Below are 16,972 nucleotides of genomic sequence, written 5' to 3'. Positions count from 1 at the left end.
GTGGCCCCCTTTCTCCTGCCGTCGGCAGGGGTCGGTGAGTGAGGCGCGTGCACTGATGCACGCTTCGGATCGGGCATTGATCAAGTCGTCTGCCCGGAGTGCGGGACTCCGGCGACGCGCGCAGGTGTGCCGCCCGGCGATCGCTCGCTGGGCGGCATCGGGGATCGGGGTCAGTGCGCGGCGTGGTAGGCGTCGCGCACCGCGGCGGGGATGACGCCCCCGGTTCGTGGTCGGGGCAGGTGCAGCTCCTGCCAGTTCGCGGTCCACCACCAGGTGCGGATCTCCTGGCTCTGGGTGCGGCCGGTCGCGGCGCCCCGCCGCCGTGGTGCCCGGGGCTGTTTCGGCAGGCGCCGCCCGGCCGTGATGAACGGGCCGAACGCCGCGGCCATCCGGTCGAAGTTGCCGGCGGACAGGTCGATCTCGTAGGTGACGCCGTTGAAGGCGAACTGGTAGGTGGCGACGTCGTCGGTGGAGCCGTCGAGGTCGTCGACGAGGATCGCGGTGGTCTTGGTGGCCACGAGGGGGCCACCTCCTTTCGCTCGAGGTGGGTTACTGGGCGGGTTAGTGGGTGCCGAGGCCGAGCTGGCGGCCGATGGCGGGCCCGCGGTGCACGGCGGCGACGGCGGCGGGCAGGTGCCGGCGTTGCCAGCCGTGCAGGGCGGCGGTGAGGTCAGCTCGGTACTTGCGGTGCTGGGTGAGAGCGGCGGCGAGGCCGGCAGCCTGTTCGATGCCGTTGTTGGCGCCGCGGGCGGTGTGCGGGCGGACGGGGGCGAGGGCGTCGCCGAGCAGGACGGCGTGACCGCCGCCGACGGGCCAGACCATGCGCTCCGGTGCGGTGATGTCGAGGACTGGCACCGCCAAGCGGGTGGTGGTGGCGTGGACGACAGCGGCGTGGTCTGCCGGGAGGAGCAGGTCGGCGTGGGTGTCGACGTGGGTGCGGGCGGCGGGGCTGACGTGCCCGGCTAGGGCGAAGACCCGGCGGGTGGGGTCAGCGCCGAACCGCTGCGCGTACTCACTGCTGGTGCAGTTGAGGTAGAAGGTCCAGTCGCAGCCGCCGGGTACCGGGGCGAGGTTGAACTGCGCACCGGGGCAGGGCTGCAGCCGCAGGAAGTCCCGCAGCCCGGGCTGGGGGGTGATGCCGGCGATGCCGCGGTGGGCGACGTAGCCGGCGTACCGCAGGGTCCGATCAGGGTCGAGGAGGCGGCGACCGGTGGAGGACCGGCCATCGGCGAACACGACCAGGTCGGCGGATGCGGTCTGGCCGTCGCGGAACCGCAGCACCGGCTGACCGGCCTGCTCGGCCAGGGCGGTGACCTTCATGCCGGAGTGCAGTACACCGGTGGGCAGCCGGCGGGTCAGGGCGTGGTGCAGCAGGGTCCAGGTGGTGTTGCGGCCCGGGTAGGTACGCCTGATCGTCTCGGCGGGGTGGCGGTCGCGGATGGTCATCTGGACGATGGCCTCGGAGTCGTGGGCGACGAACTCGTGCTGGCCGATGTCAAGGCGGTCGAGCACGTCGAGGGCGGGGTGTTCCAGACCGATGAGGCCGCCGCCCAGGGGCGCGGACGCCGGCGCGGCCTCAAAGACGGTGACGTCGTCGAATCCGGCGTGCAGCAACAGCAGCGCGGTGACGGGGCCGGTGAGGCTTCCGCCGACGACGGCGATGCGGGGCCTGCTGGTGGATGTCATCAGGGTTCCCTTCTACGGAGGGTGGGAACCCGGGCACGGCCGTGCCCGGGTGTGCGCGAGTGCGCGGGTGGCCGGGCATCGGCCAGGTCGTGCCAGTGCGAAAGCGCGTCAGCGGCGGTGGGCCGTGGACGCGCTGATCAGTCCGCCGTGGTGCGGCGGGCGGATGAGGTTCGGAAGATCCGGCGCTGGGCTGGGTCCGCTGGTGCGTGAGGTGCGACCGGGCGGGCAGTGCGGCGCGGGAGGGCGTGGCCTTGGCGGGTTACGGGCCGGGCGTGGTGAGCGGCGGCGGCACGGGAAGGATCCGCCGTGCCCGCTGTAGCACCTCGTCGGCGACCGGGATCAGTGGCGTCGCGTCGGGTGAGGTGGTCGGGGTGGTGCGGTGCCAGCCGTGACCGGGGTTGCTGGCGATGATCGTCCAGGTGAGCAGCGGGGTGAGGACCTCGGCGACCGCCGTGCTCTGCTTGGCGTAGCTGTCGCGGTAGACCCGGACCCGGATGACGTACCCGTCGGTGTGGTGCACCCGGGTCAGCTCGTAGCTGCCGGGGCCGCCCTGGTGGAACACCTCGTCGACGATCACTGCGATCGGTCCGTCGGGTCGGCGGCGCGGGAGGTCGCTTCGGAGGCGGCGAGGGTCCATGGCCACTGGTAGGCGCCGATGGCGTAGCAGCGGTTGGCGTCCGGGGTGACCCGGTCGTCCTCGACCCAGCGACTGTCCAGGCCGTCGTCGTGCTCCCACTCGACGGCGACCTCGTCGCCGTCGAACCGCAGCCGGGGGTGCTCGCCCGGCATGTCGCCGGGGTAGAGGGAGTCGAGGTGGGCGGCCATGCGCTGCACCGCGAACAGGGGGAAGCGGCACAGCAGCCCGGTGCGGGTGAGGGTGGTGTAGCCGGTGGCGACCATGGCGCGGTAGGTGCCGCCGCCGACCACGTCGCAGGTGACGGTCGCCGGGGTCCAGGTGGACAGCGGCGGGGTGATGTCGCCGCGGTGGCGGGAGATGCGGTAGCGGTCGTTGGTGTCGTCGCGGGCCGGGTCCGGGTGCAACCCGAACCAGTGCACCCCGTGGTGGCGGGCGTGGCGGAGCAGGTCGAGCAGGTCCCGCCGGCCGTCACGGTGGTCGGTGCGCAGGGGCAGGAATCCGTGCCCGTCGTCGGTGGGGGCCGGGTTGCCGGTGGCGCCGGTGGCGGTGTGGGTCCAGGTTTCGGCGAGGACCCGGTGGTCGGTGCCGTCGGCGTCGTACCAGCGGGGGACGCCGTTGGAGGACAACCAGTCACCGTCGGTGTAGTGGGACCAGATGAGGGCGGCCTGGTCCGGGACACCGGCCCGGTACTGCTGTCGGGTCTTCAGGTGCGCGCGGGTGGCGGCGGCGTGTTCGGCGAGGGGAAGGACGTCCTCGACGCGGAACCACAGTCGGTCGGACATGGCGAAGAAACCTCCTGATGAAGGAAGAGGGAAAGGTCGGCCGTTCGCCGGCCGGGCTTGCGGGGCGCCCCAGCCCGGGGCGCCGGGCCGTGCGCGGGCGGCGGTGTGCTCACACCCGCCGCGGCGACGTACGGCGTCGGACCCGGAAATCCGGATCGAGCGCGAGTGCCAGGTGGAGCTGAGGTGCGGGTGGCGGTGTCGGCGAGTACCCCGACAGGCAGTGACCTGCCATGGCGGTATCGCCGCGCTGGCCGGGTTAGGGGTGTGCGTCGCAGGCCGGCGGGGCTCATGGGTGCGGCTGGTAGAGCTCGCCGTCTGCTGCCAGGGCTGGCGCGGTGCGGTTGGGAAGGGGTGGGAGCCGGTCGGGCCGCCGCCGATCCCCAGGGAAGAGGGGGATGGGTGGCGGTGCCCGACCGGATCCGGATCCGGTGGTGCTTTACAGGGCGACGGCGAGCAGCCGCTGGTCGGTCTCGACGGTGTCGAGGTACCGCATCGCCTGCTCGAGGTAGGTCACCCGGTGGGTGAGGGCGTCGCTCGCGGGTGCGAGCTTGTGCCCGTCCGGGGTGAGCAGGGCGTCGCCGCACACGGCGGTGGTGGCGCTGTAGTGCTGGTAGGCCATCGGGCCTGCCTGGAACATCTCCAGCTCCCCCACGGCGAGGTGGGCGGCGCCGTAGCTGGCCGCGTTGTGCATCCGCATCGCGTTGACGCGGGCCTGCTGGTGGAAGTCCGCCTCGGCCCGCTCGCGCGGGTAGCGGGCGGGGTCCGCCAGGTGGCGGGCCAGCAGGGTCGGCCACGGGGTGGCCGGCCGGGTGCCGTGCACGACCTGCTGCCACAGTTGGTGGCGGATGCCGGCGCCGACGCCGGCGGCGTGGCGCATGGCGGCGAGGTCGAGCAGCTTGACCGGTCCGCCGGCGCAGTACACCGGACGTCCCTTGCGCGGCGCGACCAGCTGGCCGCGCTGCCACAGCCACATGTCCGGGATGGCCCAGAAACGGGGCTGCAGGGTGCCGGACACGCCGAAGTGCCGGTCGAGCTGGGTGGCGGTCAGGGCCTGCGACGGCAGTCCGTCGGGCAGGCAGACGATCATGGTGTTGATCGTCGCGGTCGGCGTGACCACCGGGCTGGTGGGCGCCGTGGTGGCGGCGGTGGTGGCCGCGGGGGCGGGCTTGTGGCCCGGGCGGGGCGTCACCGTCGGCACGCGGGTGCCGTAGCGGCTCAGCGGGGTCGCGGCACCGTTGGTTGCGGTCATCTGGGGTTCCTCCTTCGGTAGGGGCGCGCTGTTGGGCGCGCGGAAGCGGCCGGCCCACCGGGTACATGGGTCGACTCACGGGACGAACAGGGGATGGGTGCAGCAGGGTGCTGCTGGTGGTGCGGGGTGGTGCGGGTGGTTCGGTGCGACCTGGGGTCGCCGCGCGGCGCGGGCGCCGACCGGCCGAAGAGGCGGGTGGGCGGAGCGCACCGTGGGGTGCGGCGGTGGTTCCCGAGGTGGGACCGGACCGGGTGGAGCGATATGTGGGTGAAGGTGGTGCCGATGAAGGTAGCGGTCGGATCTGTCAGCGCCGGCCGCCGTCATAATCGTCAGTAGTGCGGTTGACCTGCACTGTCAGACGACCGCTCGATGCCGCGGGTGAGGGATGGCGGGACTGTGAGATCCGGTCGGTCTCACAGCCGCCCACGACGGTGGACGGCCCCCTCCGGTGCGGTGCGGGTGGATGTCAGGGCTCCGGGTCGGGGCCGCTGGGGTCGGTGTCGGGGAAGCGGTGCGGGTTGGTGGCCGGGTTGTCCGGGCCGTGGTCGGAGGGCAGTTCGTGCAGCGAGCGGCGCGGCCCGGGGTCGGTGGTCAGCGTCCAGGCAGGCCCGGCGGGGTGCTCGCCGTGGAGGCCGGTGGCGACGGGCATGGCGGTGGGCACCCCGGCGAGGGCGTCGAGGAGGTGCTGTTCGCGGCGGCGGCCGGGGACGCGCAGCAGCACCGGGTACCGCGGCCCGTAGGCGGCGAGCTGCTCGTAGCCGCGCAGCTTGCGCAGCACGGTGCCGAGGGGTTCGGTCCCGTTGTCGTGTTCGAGGAAGAACCCGACGGTGCGCCCTCCGGCGTGCCAGACGCCGTGCCCGTCGGGCTGGACACCGGTGCCGCTGCCGGCGGCGTAGGAAGCGGCGGCGAAAGCGGCGGTGGTGTGCTGCTCGGACCACCAGCGCGCCAGCCGAGCGTGCTCATCGGTGCGGGCGTAACCGATGAGGTCGATGAACAGCTGGTTGGTGCCGAGCAGGTGGGCCAGGCGGCGGCTGCCGATGATGCGTTCGGTGCGGTCGATGCTGGTCCGTGGGGCGCGGGCGCCGGCGTGGTTCGGGTCGTTGAACTGGGTGGGGTGGACCACGGCGCCGAGCGGTCCGAGGGTGTAGAGGTACTGGCCGCTGCCGGTGGTGACGTCGACGAACCGGCTGACCGCCTCCACCTGGTGCAACTGGGCGAGGCGCAGCCGGGCTGCGCGAAGCGAGGGGAACAGGGCCGCCGCGACCTGGTCGGTGGACAGCACGTAATGCTCAGCGAGCCACCGCAGCAGCTGATGGTCGCGGACGGTCAGACGACGAAGCCGGTCAAGACGAGCCAGACGAGACGAGGAACGCGAGGGCGAAGAAGAAGCGGATGACGAGCGAGAAGCGGAGCTGTTCGCGGGCACGGTGAATGCTCCAAGCGGAAGAGGAGTTCCCTCCGAGGGAGGGTGTCTGAGTTCGGTGAGGTGGTCACCGAGAGCTGGTGACGGCCGGTGAGCGGCACTGACAGACCCGGACGGCCGGATCTGTCAGTGCGGTGTGGTGATCGGTGGTGAAGGGCTGGTGAAGCCCTCACGGAAGGGGTGACCGGGACGCGGGCGACTCCGGTCGACCGGTCTGTCGATCTCGCTTTTGCCGCCCTGCGGCGTTCAGGTGTTCGCCTTGGGGCCGCTCTTGGCCCAGGGGCGGCGGTTGTCGTCGGGGCGGGCCGAGAACCGGTCGACGAGGTCGTCGATCGCGCTGGTGTCCTGCGCCGGCACCGCCTGCGCGGCGGCCTGCCGGATTGCCGTCGCCTCGCCCACGACTGGCTTCGGCGGCCGGGTCTTGAGGGTGAACGCCGGTGTCTGCCGCCCAACGACGACGAGGCGCCCGACGGCGGTGTAGGCGTCGAGGTGGGTCAGGTCATGCTCGTCGAGTTCGGGCAGCGTGTGCCGGGCGAGGACACGGGCGTCCTCCGGGGCGACGGAGAAGTACAGCTTGTTACGGGCGTTCGCCGACGCCGCTGCCAGGAGGTCCTTCGGGAACTGGGCCAGGTCCTGGTGCGCGAGGACCATCGACAGCCGGTACTTCCGCGCCTCCGCCAACATCGAGTCGAGGGAGTTGGCGAGGGTCAGAAAGTTCTGACACTCGTCGATGATCAACGTGGCGTCGCGGCGCTTGTCCGCCGGCACGGCCGCGCGGGCCGTCGCGGCCTGCCACACCTGCGCCAGGACAAGGGAGCCGAGCAGCTTGCTGGTGTCCTCGCCCAGCTGGCCCTTCGGGATGCGCACCAGCAGCGCCCCACCGTCGAGGACCTTGCCCATGTCGAAGCTGGACCGGGGGTAGCGCATGGTGCGCTTGACGAAGTCCCGCAGCAGGAACGCCCGCAGCCGGGCCAGGACGGGGCCGATGACCTGGGAGCGCAGGGCCGGGTTGAGCTGGTCGTACCACTGCCAGAACCCGGACAGGCCGGCCGGGTCGTCCAGGCCGACGGTCATCGCGCTTCTGAACTGCGCGGAGTTGAGCAGGGGCGGGATGTGCTGGAGGGTGACGTTGGCGTGCCGCAGCAGGGTCAGGCAGGCCACCCGCATGACGTCGTCCATCCGCGGCCCCCACGCCTTGGCGAAGATGTTCCCGAAGATCGACACGAGGTTGTCGACGACGAGGTCCGGGTCGTTGCCGGACAGCGGGTTGAGGGTGGGCGGGTTGGGCTGGTCGGGGTCGAACAGCACTACCCGGCCCGCGACGCTCGCGGGGAGCCGGTCGAGGATGTCGAGGACCATGTCGCCGTGTGGGTCGATGACCACGGTGCCCCGGCCGGCGGTGATGTCCTCGACGGCCATGTTGACCAGCAGGGTCGTCTTCCCGGAGCCCGTCGATCCGACCACATGCATGTGATACCTCGCATCGGCGACGGACAGGGCCACCGCGTGGCCACCGACTTCGGCGTCACCGAGGACCTTCATCCCGCGGCCGCCGGTCGGCACCGCCACCGGGGCGGGCATGGACTTCGCCCGCGCCCGATCCAAGCCCGGTACGGCCAGATCCCGCGGCAGGGCGGCGAGGACGGCCAGTTCGGGGGTGGAGGCCAGGAACCCGGCTCCGAGCCGTCGTGTGGCCAGCACGGCTACCGGTTGCGCCATCCGAGCCCGGTGCGCGAGGCGATTGCGGCCGGCGTACACGGCGAACGACGAGGCGACCGCGTCCGCGATGCCCCGGAGCCTCGGGTAGGGGTCGCTGCCGGCGCGGTGCGTGTTCTTGGCGACCGAGTAGCGGATGCCGATCGTCCACAGCGGGTGGGCGGTCTTGTCGAGGATCGCGCGCACGTCCCGCTCCACGCCGGGGTCCCGGCGGCTGGCCGGCTGGCCGCTGCCGCGGGTGGTTACGGTGCGGCCGGGAAGGAACGCCTCGATCAGCCACAGCAGCGGCGCGGCGGGGTTGATGGCCGGTACGGCGGTCTTGCCGTCGCGCAGCCTGCCCGCCGCGCGGCGGGCTCGTGCGGCGCGGCGGGGGGTAGTGGGGCGGGCGAGGACCTGTACGCAGGCGTACTCGTCCGGCTTGAGCTGCGACCCGGCGGACATCAGCGCCCGCAGCGGGTCGTTGTCGTGGTCGGTGTTGATCGGTAGCCACTCGGCGGCCGTCGGCAGCAGGTGCCCGCCGACGGCGGCCGGTACGTCGAGTGGGATCGGCGGCGGCGCCGGGTCGGTGGTGCAGGCGGCGCCGGGCCAGGCGGCCCGCACGGCGGCCTCGACCGCCCCGGCCGGCACGCTGCCGGGTACCCAGATAGAGATGAGGAGCTGGCGGCCGGTCCAGGTGTACTGCCACACCACGTGCGGGCTGCCGTAGAGCAGCCGGCGTCGGCGGGACGGGGTGAGGGTGCCGTGCAGGTTCGCCCACAGCGCGGCGGCGCTGTGCGGGTCGACTTCCGGTGGTGGGGCGACGGTGACGAGGCGGGCGCCGTCGGTGTGGCGGCGGTGCCGCCACCCGTCGAGCAGGTTGCGCCCGGCGACGTAGGCGACGAGCAGGGCGGCGGCGACGCCGAGTAGCCACGGCCGGTCCACCGCCCACTGCGCGGCGTGCAGAACCCAGCGCGTGGGCGCGCTCGGCGGGGGAATGACCCCGGCGCCCGGCCCGGAAGGGCCGGACGCCGGGGTCGGCGATAGGGCAGGCAGGGGTGTCACAGATCCTCCTCCGCGTCGTCGGGGTCGAGGTCGGCGAGGTCGGACGGCTTCGTGGTCGCGAGAAGGTGTTCGGTCTGCGAGGAGATCGACTCGAACGCGGTCCGGTTCGTGCCGGAGATGAGCAGGCCGTGCCCGACTCGGGCCGACAGCAGCATCCGCCGTTCGCCGGCGGTCAGGCCGAACGCGTCGGCGACTTGGTCGATGGCCTGCGGGGCCTGCTTGAGCAGCACCTGCGTGGCCGCGTTCGACACGACGGCGTGGCCGAGGTCGGTGCCGAGCACGTCGGCGACGTCCTGGGTGATGACAGACAGGCCGGCGTTGCGCTTCCGGCCGGCCTTGGACATCTTGAACAGGAACCGGGCGCCTTCACCGTCGCGCATCAGCAGCCACGCCTCGTCCACCACGACGAGGCGGCGGGTGGTCAGATGGGCCCGACCGGGTGCGTCTACTGACCGCCAGATCGAGTCGAGTGCGAGCAGCGTGCCGACGGTGCGCAGTTCGTCCGGCAGGTGCCGCAGGCTCCAGACGACCAGATGCCCGTCCGGGCGGGTCGTGGTCGGTGAGTCGAACAGGTCGGAGAACGAGCCGGCCACCCACGGTGCCAGCCGGGCGGCCAACTCGTGGGCGGCCGGGTTGTCGTCGGCCCGCAGTGTCGCGACCAGATCCTTCAGCAGTGGCGCGGGCCGGTGGTGGGTGGCCGGGTCGGCGGTGATGCCCGCCTGCCGGTAGACGGCGAGGATCGCCCGGTCGAGGGCGGCGCGTTCGGCGGGCGGCGGCAGCTGCCCCAGCAGCACCGAGATGAGGGTGTGCAGGAACAGCCCGCGGCGGGTGAGCACGTCCGGGCGGGTGTCCCCGGCCGGCAGATCCAGGGGGTTGATCTTCACGCCGGGTGCGCCGAGTCGCACGATGGTGCCGCCGACCGCGTCGGCCAACCGGAGGTACTCGTCCTCGGGGTCGACGACGGCGACCTGCACTCCCTGGTACAGGTTGCGGAGCACGTCGAGTTTGACGAAGTAGGACTTGCCGGCGCCGGAGCGGGCGAGGACGACGCTGTTGTGGTTCTCCTGCGTCCACCGGTCCCACCAGACGATGCCCTGGGAGTCCGGGTTGACCCCGTACAGCACCCCGCCGGTGGTGGCCGGGTCGCCGGGCAGCGGTGCGGGCAGGTCCGCCGACGCGAGAGGAAACGCGGCGGCCAATGCCTGGGTGTCCATGGTGCGGCGCATCTGCAGGCTGTCGGTGGCCAAGGGCAGGGTTGTGGTCCAGCCGGGAAGGTGCCGCCACGTCGCGGGCTGCACCTCGATCAGGGTGGAGGCAGCGGCGGCCTTCACCTGCGCGCACGCGTCGAGGAGTTCGGCCTCGGTGCGGGCGTGCACGGTCAGGTACAGGCCGACGCGGAACAGCTTCGCCGCCCCGCGGGCGAGGCGTTCGGCGAGGTCGGCCGCGTCGTCGGCGGCGGCCTCCACGTACGGGTCGGCCAGCTTGCCCCTCTGCTCGTCCGCCCGCCGGGACGACTCGAACCGGGCCCGCTGGTTACGCAGCCGCGATGCGGCCACCGGCGCGGGGATCGGGTCGATGTGCAGGGCCAGGTCCAGCCGGCCCGGCCAGGACAGCAGCGGCTCCAGCCACGCCGGCCCGACCTCGGCCGGGTAGCCGGTCACCACCAGGGTGGCGGCGTAGCCGTCGCCGACCCGCAGGAACCGCGGCGTCACCTCCACCGAGGCTGGCGCCACCGTCGCCGCCAGTCCTGCCGACGGCAGGCTGGCACCCGGATTGTCGTCGTGCGGGGCGCGTCGGCGCCTGGCGGAGATCACGATGTCCTCCTCGTGCGCGGCCTCCTCGCCGGAGGCGCGGTGATGATGGTGTGCGGGGCGGCCAGTCCGCCGGGGCGAGGCGGCCGGTAAGGGTCGGCCGCGGCGGCCAAGGCCGTGGTTGTGGCGTGGCCGTCCAAGGCGCGAGTCGTGACGCCCAGCCCGGACAGCGACCGGACCGTCTGGTCGGCGCGGCGCCGGGCGGCGTGTTCGCCACGCTCACCGCTGGTGGTGCGGGTGACGATGAGGACCTGCCGGCGCAGCGGATCCCGCCGCTCGGCGAGGTCGTCGAGGAAACGGGCGTGGTCGGCCGCCGCGTCCGCGAGAGCCGGGTGCGGCATCGCGTCTGCCGCCTGGGCGAGGGTGCGGGCGGCGGAGTGCAGGTCGACCGGCTGCGCCGACACCACGATCTGCGTCGGCGTGGACAGGCTGTTGAGCCAGCGGCCGAACGTGTCGACCAAGGCGGCCTGCTCGTCGGCGGTACGTAGCGCCAGGTTGACGCTGGTCGCCGCGACCATCGCCGCCTTCACCGCTCCGAGGCTGATCTCGCCGTGGTCGTCGATGGCGTCGGCGGGCAACTTCAGCGGCGCCGGCAGCATCACCTTCGACGCCGGGGCCTGCACCCAGTCGGGTGTCTTGGCGGTGGTGTCAGTGGTGGACAACGCGCGAGGCGCCCGAGAGTGGCGCACCGCGGAGGCCAACCACACGTCCATGGGCAGTCCGTCGCGGCGGCCGACAGCAAGGCCGAACACCAAGCCGCCGAGCACGACGGCCGCGCCGAGCAGAACGGGTGCGGGCACCACGGTGTGCAGGGCCTTCCAGCCGCCGTAGAAGACGACGGCGGCCACCGCCAAGATCGCCAGTTGCCGGAACGTCAGCCCGTAAAGCACCTTGTCCGGCGCGTCCACGTCGGCGGGCATGCGGGCGGTGACGGCCTGTTCGTCCCGGCGGGCGCGGCTCATCGTCGCACCGCCCCAAGGCCGGGGATGCGCAGCCCGCGGGTGAGTTGCTGCACCACGACGACCCGCACGACCGCGCCGAACGCGTTGCCGCCACGCCCGCCTGTGCCGCTGGTGGCGTAGCGGCGCATTAGCCCCGGCACCTTGACCGTGGTCCACAGCAGGACCATCACGACGAACAGGTTGAGCACGCCACCCGGTTCGACCGGCAGGCCGAGCAGCGGCAGCATGGTGCTGGTGTCCAGCAGCATCCACTGGCCGGCGAACAGCACGAATGCCTGCACCACCGGGATGGCCAGCATGGCGACGTACGACCGCCACCACATGCGGGCCACACCGTCGGTCTGCGGCAGGGCGTGACACGCCAGCGCGATCGGTGCGACCGCGGTGAGCACCAACGCGACCGCGAAGCGGACGATCACACTGCAGGCCGTGGTGGCGAGCAGGAAGACGATGATCGCCAGGCAGACGACGAACAGCAGACCGGCGGTCTGGTCACGCGCGGCTACCAGGTGGGTCTTGACGGCGTCGAGGGCCCCGTCGCCGTTGAAGTCCTGCGCGGTCAGTGCGGTGGTGAACGCGTTGGCGAACTCGATGAGCTTGCCGGCGATCAGTTGGGAGAAGTGGGCGGTGACGAACCCGACGACGCACCGCGGCAGGAGATCCTTGGCGGTGTAGCGGGCGCGTTCGTCGCCGCCAGCGACCATGGTGAGGACGCCAGCGGCGACGAACGCCAGGACGAACACGGTGTCGACGACCCAGATCGACCGTCCAGTGAGGGCCTGCACCTGCGGCAGGGCGGTGACGTCCGGGGTGATCAGCAGCGCGTGGGTGATCGCGGTGATGAGCCCGTTCAGGCAGTCCAGCAGCAGGCCGGCGAACCAGTCGAGGATCTGGTTGAGCGCCCAGGCCATCGTCAGCCTCCGACGATTCCCTGGACGACCTCCAGCAGGATGGGCGCGAGTACGGCCAGGCCGTAGCCGATCAGGGCGTTCTTTAGTGCGCCCTTGGCCTTGTCGACCTGGGCCGGGTCGCCGCCGGCGGTGGCCCAGTACACCCCGGCCAGGACCAGGAACAGGGTGGCGACGGCGGCCAGGATGCCCATCACCCAGGTCTGCAGGTTGGCGATGACGGTGGGCAGGTCGTTGGCGGCCAGGACGACCGGGCCGCCGGGGTCGGCGTAAGCGACGGCCGGCACGGCCAGCGTCACCACAGCCGCCGCCGCTGCGGGCGCGGCGACCCGGGCGACGAGGCGAAGCGCGCGGGTCGTCATCGGTGCGTGGGAGAGGGCGGTGGTCAGGGCACGGGAACGTGCCAACAGCGGGCGGAACATGATGGCTGCACCTCCCGCCCCGGCTCGCGCCGGGGCGATTCGTCGAAACGGTGGGCGGATAGCCGCCGCCGGGCTCGGGAGACACACGTCGGCCGGGAACCGGGGTGAACCTCGGGAGGAGCTCGTCCTCCCGTTCGGGTTGGCGATGATCGATGAGGTGTCAGCGCATCAACGTGGCGCGGCACCCGAGGCACCCGGTCCCGTGCCGACCCGGCCTCCCGGCCCGGCGGCGGGCGGAATCAACCCCTTGCGTGACGCCGTGGTGGCGTCGGAGTAGTTCCGCACCCTCAAACCGGCGTTTGTGAGCTGTGGCGAACACCTGCCGATCCCACGGCGCTCCGACACGACCTCACAGGCCTCTGACAGCCCTGGTCAGCGGCCTGTCCGACGATCATGCCGCTGGTGGCGGACCTCGCCGTCGGCGTCGGCGCGGAATCTCACAGCTGCCGGATCAACACCCCGTCGGCGCCGCTGTCAGATCCGTGGGAGATCCGTTAGGCCCGCTTGGCAGCGGCCACGGCGGGTCTCCCCGTACCGGCGTTGGGCCGGTCGCAGCGGTGAGAAGTGGCGGGTTCGTCGCACGCCGTCGCGGGCCCGACCAGATGGTCGGGCCCGCGTCGGGACAGCCGGCGGGATGGTCGGCGGTCAGGCGGCTGCCAGCGTCACCTGCGCCGCCGCTGGTCGTGCGGTGCGGCCGCGGGCGGCCCGGATGTGCTGCCGTCGCTCGGCCGCCGCGGCGAGGTCTTCCCGCACCCTCGGTGAGGTCACCTCGGTGAGCATCCCGGCGGCCAGCGCGTCGGCGATGCGGATGTCGATGCGCTCGACACGTCGCCGCAGTGTGTCGACCTCCACGCCGAGGCGGGCCGCGATGGGTTCGATGGCCCGGTGGCCCAGCCGCACGTCGATGTAGGGCTGCTCGTCGCAGGCGTCGACGATGCCCAACTCGACGGCCCGGCGTACGAGGAGGTCTGGATGCCCGTAGGGCCGCTTCGGGGTGCGGGGGCCGGTGACGTGTTCGAGGTTGTCCACTGGCATGGCCTCGGCGCCATCACGTTGCCGCAGTTCGTGGCCGGCTCGCCAGGCCGCCATGCACAGCGCCGCGTACGGCGCCGGCTTGGCCAGGTCGACCCGGTCACGCAGGGCGGTCAGGAAGCCGGTGAGGATCTCGGCGTCCAGGTCGTGGGCATCGCCGGCCCAGCCGGTGTGCAGCCGGCCGGCGTAGCGGCGCAGCGCGGGCATCGCCAGGGCGACCGCGGCGATGACCCAGGCGGGCCCGTCGAGGCGGGCGCGGCGGACCAGCTCCCGCCACACAACGTCACGCGCCGTGTAGGCGCGGGGATGTTCCAGCAGCCACTGCCGCAACGCCGGCAGCGCGATGACACCGCCGGGCAGGCCGGTGTCATCGCCGAGCTGGCCGGCCAGCGGATCGAGGTCCAGTGACAACGGGTCGGGGTCGCATGTCAGGTCGGCGAACGCGGTGTCCACGGCGTCCAGAGGCGAGTCGGGCCAGTCGGTGGCGGAGGCGGTCATGTCACGAGCTCCCATGTCAGAGGCGAATGTCGATGACGGGCCGGAGCTGTGCAGCCGGCGCGCCTGACCGCCATTGCGCCACCCCGGTCTCACGGACCCCTGACAGCGCAGGCTGCGTAGGCATGGAGATCGGGTCGACGGCGTCAGCCGCCCCGCGGCCACCGCTCACTGACGATCGACGTCGACGTGCGTCATCGTTCTGACAAAGCCACGTTGACCTGCGCACTGACACCACCACTGACGGCGGACACGATCCGCAGCGGCGGCCGGCCGGTGAGGACGCGGCACCGCCGCGCGGGCCTGACGACGCGTCCCGGCCGGTCTCACAGCTCCTGACAGCCCCTCACGGCGCAACGGTGTAAGACCGCGCCCGGCTGGACACCCCGCCCACTGTCGGCGTCCACCGGGCGCCGCCGCGTCGGCGTGCCGGCTGACAGCGTCCGTCCGGCGGGCCTCGACGCTCTGACGAGCCGCCGTCCGAATGACAGACCCGGCGCCGGTGTCCTCGGTGACGCCGCTGCCGTCCGGTAAGCCGGACAGCGGCCTGACAATGCCGGCCAGCACCCCCGTGTCATCGGCGTACGTCGCTGTCATGGTCGAGGCGGTCGTAACCCTGGGTGTCTGACAGAGCTGGGTTGATCGTGGGCTCCGACAATCTCCTGACGCTGATCCCGCCCGGTGGAGCCGGCGTCCGCGAAAGCGTCCCGGGCGGCCAGGACAGCCAAGCGGGCAGGAACCGCTGTCAGACATCCGTGAGATCACCGTGAGATCGGCAGGTGTTCGCCACAGCTCACAAACACCGGTTTGAGGGTGTCAGCGCACCACGGCGCGGCGCGGAGCCGACACCACATGAGCGAGCACACGCCGCAGCACCACGACCCGCATCCCGATCCCACCGTCGACACCGGCCCTGACGCCGAGGTCGACCCGACACCGACCGACCTGGTCGCCGGCGACCCGCCGGTACCGCTCACCGTCTGGCGCACCGCCCGCACCCCGGGCGACGCCGGACGCAGCATCGGCACCCGACTGGCCGGCCGCCTCATCAGCGCCTACAGCCGCCCCGGCGAGGCGGTCGTCGACCTCACCACCGACCACGCTCTCATCCAGGCCTGCACGGCCGGGGCGCGCCGTCACCACCCGGCGTGGTTCACCGACGCGTCCAGCCTGATCATCGGCCCGGCCACTGCGGTCCCGCCCGCCGGCATCACCGGCGGCGCGGAACTGGACGAGGAGGACGACCTGCCCGAGATGGGCGCCTGGTTCGGTGACGATCTCACCGACCCGGAACTGCACGCACCGGCCGACACGGTGGCCGACCTGCCACCCGGCGGCTCCCTGCAGGCAGCGACCAGTCTCGTGGTCGCCTGCTGGCCCCTGCACGGCAGCGCCGCTGCCAACCGGGTGCGGCTGGCGTGGCTGCTGACCGGCTGCGCCGCGTTGCTGCAACCGGGCGGCTGCCTGATCCTCGTCGTCACCGTCCCGGCCGGCACCACCGCCGGCCCGGAGGACTTCTCCGGCGTGGTCCAGGCCGCCGCCGGCGTCGGACTGGGCTACCTGCAGCACCTCGTCGCCGTCACCGCCGACACCGACGGGGACGCGTTCGTCTACCACGTCACCGACGAGGAACTGCTCACCCTCACCACCGCCATCAACCAGCGGTGGCAGGTGGCGCACCTACGAGTCCACGCGGACCTGATGGTGTTCAGCCAGGCCCAGAGCCAGCGCCACGCCCCGCCTCGACGGGGCGGGCGTGAGGGCGGTGGTCGCCGTGCCTAAGCACCGCAGAGATGCCGCAATGGCCGAGCCCGACGAGCCGACCACCGCGACCCGTGCCGCGGACGCTGTCAGCGGAGGACGGCACTTGGCCGTTCCGGCGGAGCGGCTGTCGGTGTGGGCGACCGCCCAGGCCACCGGACCGGTCCAGCGCCGAGGCCGGTACGTCCGTGAGTCCGTGCAGCACCCGGCGCGGATGCTCCCGGCGATCGCCGCACACGCCGTCGCCGCCTACACCACACCCGGGGACCTGGTGCTCGACCCGATGTGCGGGATCGGCACCACCCTGGTAGAGGCGATCCACGCCGGCCGCGACGCGATCGGGGTGGAGTACGAGTCACGCTGGTCCGACATCGCCGACGCCAACATCAAGCACGCCCACACCCAGGGTGCGACCGGACGGGCCGGGGTGATCCGCGGCGACGCCACCAGCATCCTGTCGTTGGTGCCGGCGGCCCTGACCGGGCAGGTCGCCCTCATGGTGACCTCCCCGCCGTACGGGCCGACCGTGCACGGCCTGGTCCGGCCCGGCGCCGACGGCGTGGCGAAGTTCGACAACGCCTACAACGACGGCACCGACCGCGGGAACCTCGCCTACCGCGACCTCACCGGACTCGCCGACGGGTTCGCCCAGATCCTCGCCGGCTGCCACACCCTCCTACGCCCCGGTGGCGTCGTCGTCGTGACCGCCCGACCGTGGCGCAAGCACGGCGAACTGGTCGACCTCCCGTCGGCCGTCATCGGCGCCGGCATCCGGGCCGGCCTCACCCCCGTCGACCGGTGCGTGGCGCTACTCGCCGCCGTCCGCGACGGCGGGCTCGTCGCGCGGCCGTCGTTCTTCCAACTCCAGGCAGTCCGAAAGGCACGGGCCGCCGGCACCCCCATGCATCTGATCGCCCACGAGGACGTCCTCGTGTTCATCAAGAGCCAGACCGACTCGGATGCGGGAAGCCCAAAGGACACCCTCGGGGGAGGGGTGGTCGCGTGAGTGCGCCTGCCCACCGCCACCCGAGTCGCGCGGCGGGACTG

The 16,972-nt window shown here is 72.6% G+C and carries 15 protein-coding genes; 3 read left to right on the top strand and 12 right to left on the bottom strand.

Annotated features, from left to right (window positions below; genetic code table 11):
- Positions 1-170: 170 nt before the first annotated feature.
- The 12 genes from O7620_RS26245 to O7620_RS26190 all read right to left on the bottom strand — a co-directional run bounded on the left by O7620_RS26245 (position 171) and on the right by O7620_RS26190 (position 14,167).
- The gene (locus O7620_RS26245; RefSeq protein ID WP_278125743.1) at positions 171-518 is read right to left on the bottom strand and encodes an Lsr2 family protein; all 348 of its coding nucleotides are present in this window, start codon (positions 516-518) and stop codon (positions 171-173) included.
- Between the two features lie 43 nt (positions 519-561).
- Entirely contained in the window at positions 562-1,686 is a 1,125-nt protein-coding gene (locus O7620_RS26240; RefSeq protein ID WP_278125741.1) for an FAD-dependent monooxygenase, read from the bottom strand.
- Between the two features lie 259 nt (positions 1,687-1,945).
- Positions 1,946-2,263, bottom strand: coding sequence for a hypothetical protein (locus tag O7620_RS26235; RefSeq protein WP_278125739.1), 318 nt, complete (start codon positions 2,261-2,263; stop codon positions 1,946-1,948).
- Positions 2,260-3,105 (bottom strand): hypothetical protein, encoded by an 846-nt coding sequence (locus O7620_RS26230; protein ID WP_278125738.1) that lies wholly within the window; start codon positions 3,103-3,105, stop codon positions 2,260-2,262. The genes O7620_RS26235 and O7620_RS26230 overlap by 4 nt, the downstream gene beginning before the upstream one ends.
- Positions 3,106-3,541: 436 nt before the next feature.
- On the bottom strand, positions 3,542-4,354 hold the full coding sequence (locus O7620_RS26225) for a hypothetical protein (RefSeq protein ID WP_278125736.1): 813 nt from the start codon (positions 4,352-4,354) through the stop codon (positions 3,542-3,544).
- Positions 4,355-4,820: 466 nt separating this feature from the next.
- A complete protein-coding gene (locus O7620_RS26220; RefSeq protein WP_278127154.1) occupies positions 4,821-5,711 on the bottom strand; it encodes a replication-relaxation family protein in 891 nt (296 codons plus the stop codon).
- 312 nt (positions 5,712-6,023) lie between these two features.
- Positions 6,024-8,525 carry a DUF87 domain-containing protein gene (locus O7620_RS26215; protein WP_278127152.1) on the bottom strand — a complete coding sequence of 834 codons (2,502 nt, stop codon included), beginning with the start codon at positions 8,523-8,525 and terminating at the stop codon, positions 6,024-6,026.
- Between the two features lie 5 nt (positions 8,526-8,530).
- Positions 8,531-10,294 (bottom strand): ATP-binding protein, encoded by a 1,764-nt coding sequence (locus tag O7620_RS26210; RefSeq protein WP_278127151.1) that lies wholly within the window; start codon positions 10,292-10,294, stop codon positions 8,531-8,533.
- Between the two features lie 50 nt (positions 10,295-10,344).
- Positions 10,345-11,307 (bottom strand): PrgI family protein, encoded by a 963-nt coding sequence (locus O7620_RS26205; protein ID WP_278125734.1) that lies wholly within the window; start codon positions 11,305-11,307, stop codon positions 10,345-10,347.
- Entirely contained in the window at positions 11,304-12,218 is a 915-nt protein-coding gene (locus O7620_RS26200; protein ID WP_278125732.1) for a conjugal transfer protein TrbL family protein, read from the bottom strand. The genes O7620_RS26205 and O7620_RS26200 overlap by 4 nt, the downstream gene beginning before the upstream one ends.
- Positions 12,219-12,220: 2 nt before the next feature.
- Entirely contained in the window at positions 12,221-12,637 is a 417-nt protein-coding gene (locus O7620_RS26195) for a pilin (RefSeq protein WP_091434102.1), read from the bottom strand.
- A gap of 645 nt (positions 12,638-13,282) precedes the next feature.
- Complete coding sequence (locus tag O7620_RS26190) at positions 13,283-14,167, bottom strand: hypothetical protein (protein WP_278125730.1); 885 nt, start codon at positions 14,165-14,167, stop codon at positions 13,283-13,285.
- 481 nt (positions 14,168-14,648) lie between these two features.
- Here O7620_RS26190 and O7620_RS26185 point away from each other — a divergent pair, with 481 nt between their 5' ends.
- The 3 genes from O7620_RS26185 to O7620_RS26175 all read left to right on the top strand — a co-directional run bounded on the left by O7620_RS26185 (position 14,649) and on the right by O7620_RS26175 (position 16,931).
- A complete protein-coding gene (locus tag O7620_RS26185) occupies positions 14,649-14,792 on the top strand; it encodes a hypothetical protein (RefSeq protein ID WP_278125728.1) in 144 nt (47 codons plus the stop codon).
- Positions 14,793-15,016: 224 nt separating this feature from the next.
- Entirely contained in the window at positions 15,017-15,946 is a 930-nt protein-coding gene (locus O7620_RS26180) for a hypothetical protein (RefSeq protein WP_278125727.1), read from the top strand.
- A 19-nt stretch (positions 15,947-15,965) separates the two neighbouring features.
- Entirely contained in the window at positions 15,966-16,931 is a 966-nt protein-coding gene (locus O7620_RS26175) for a DNA methyltransferase (RefSeq protein WP_278125725.1), read from the top strand.
- The last annotated feature ends 41 nt before the right edge of the window (positions 16,932-16,972 follow it).

Source organism: Micromonospora sp. WMMD710 (assembly GCF_029626045.1).
Taxonomy (GTDB): Bacteria; Actinomycetota; Actinomycetes; order Mycobacteriales; family Micromonosporaceae; genus Micromonospora.
This window is presented reverse-complemented; position numbering and strand designations above follow the sequence as displayed.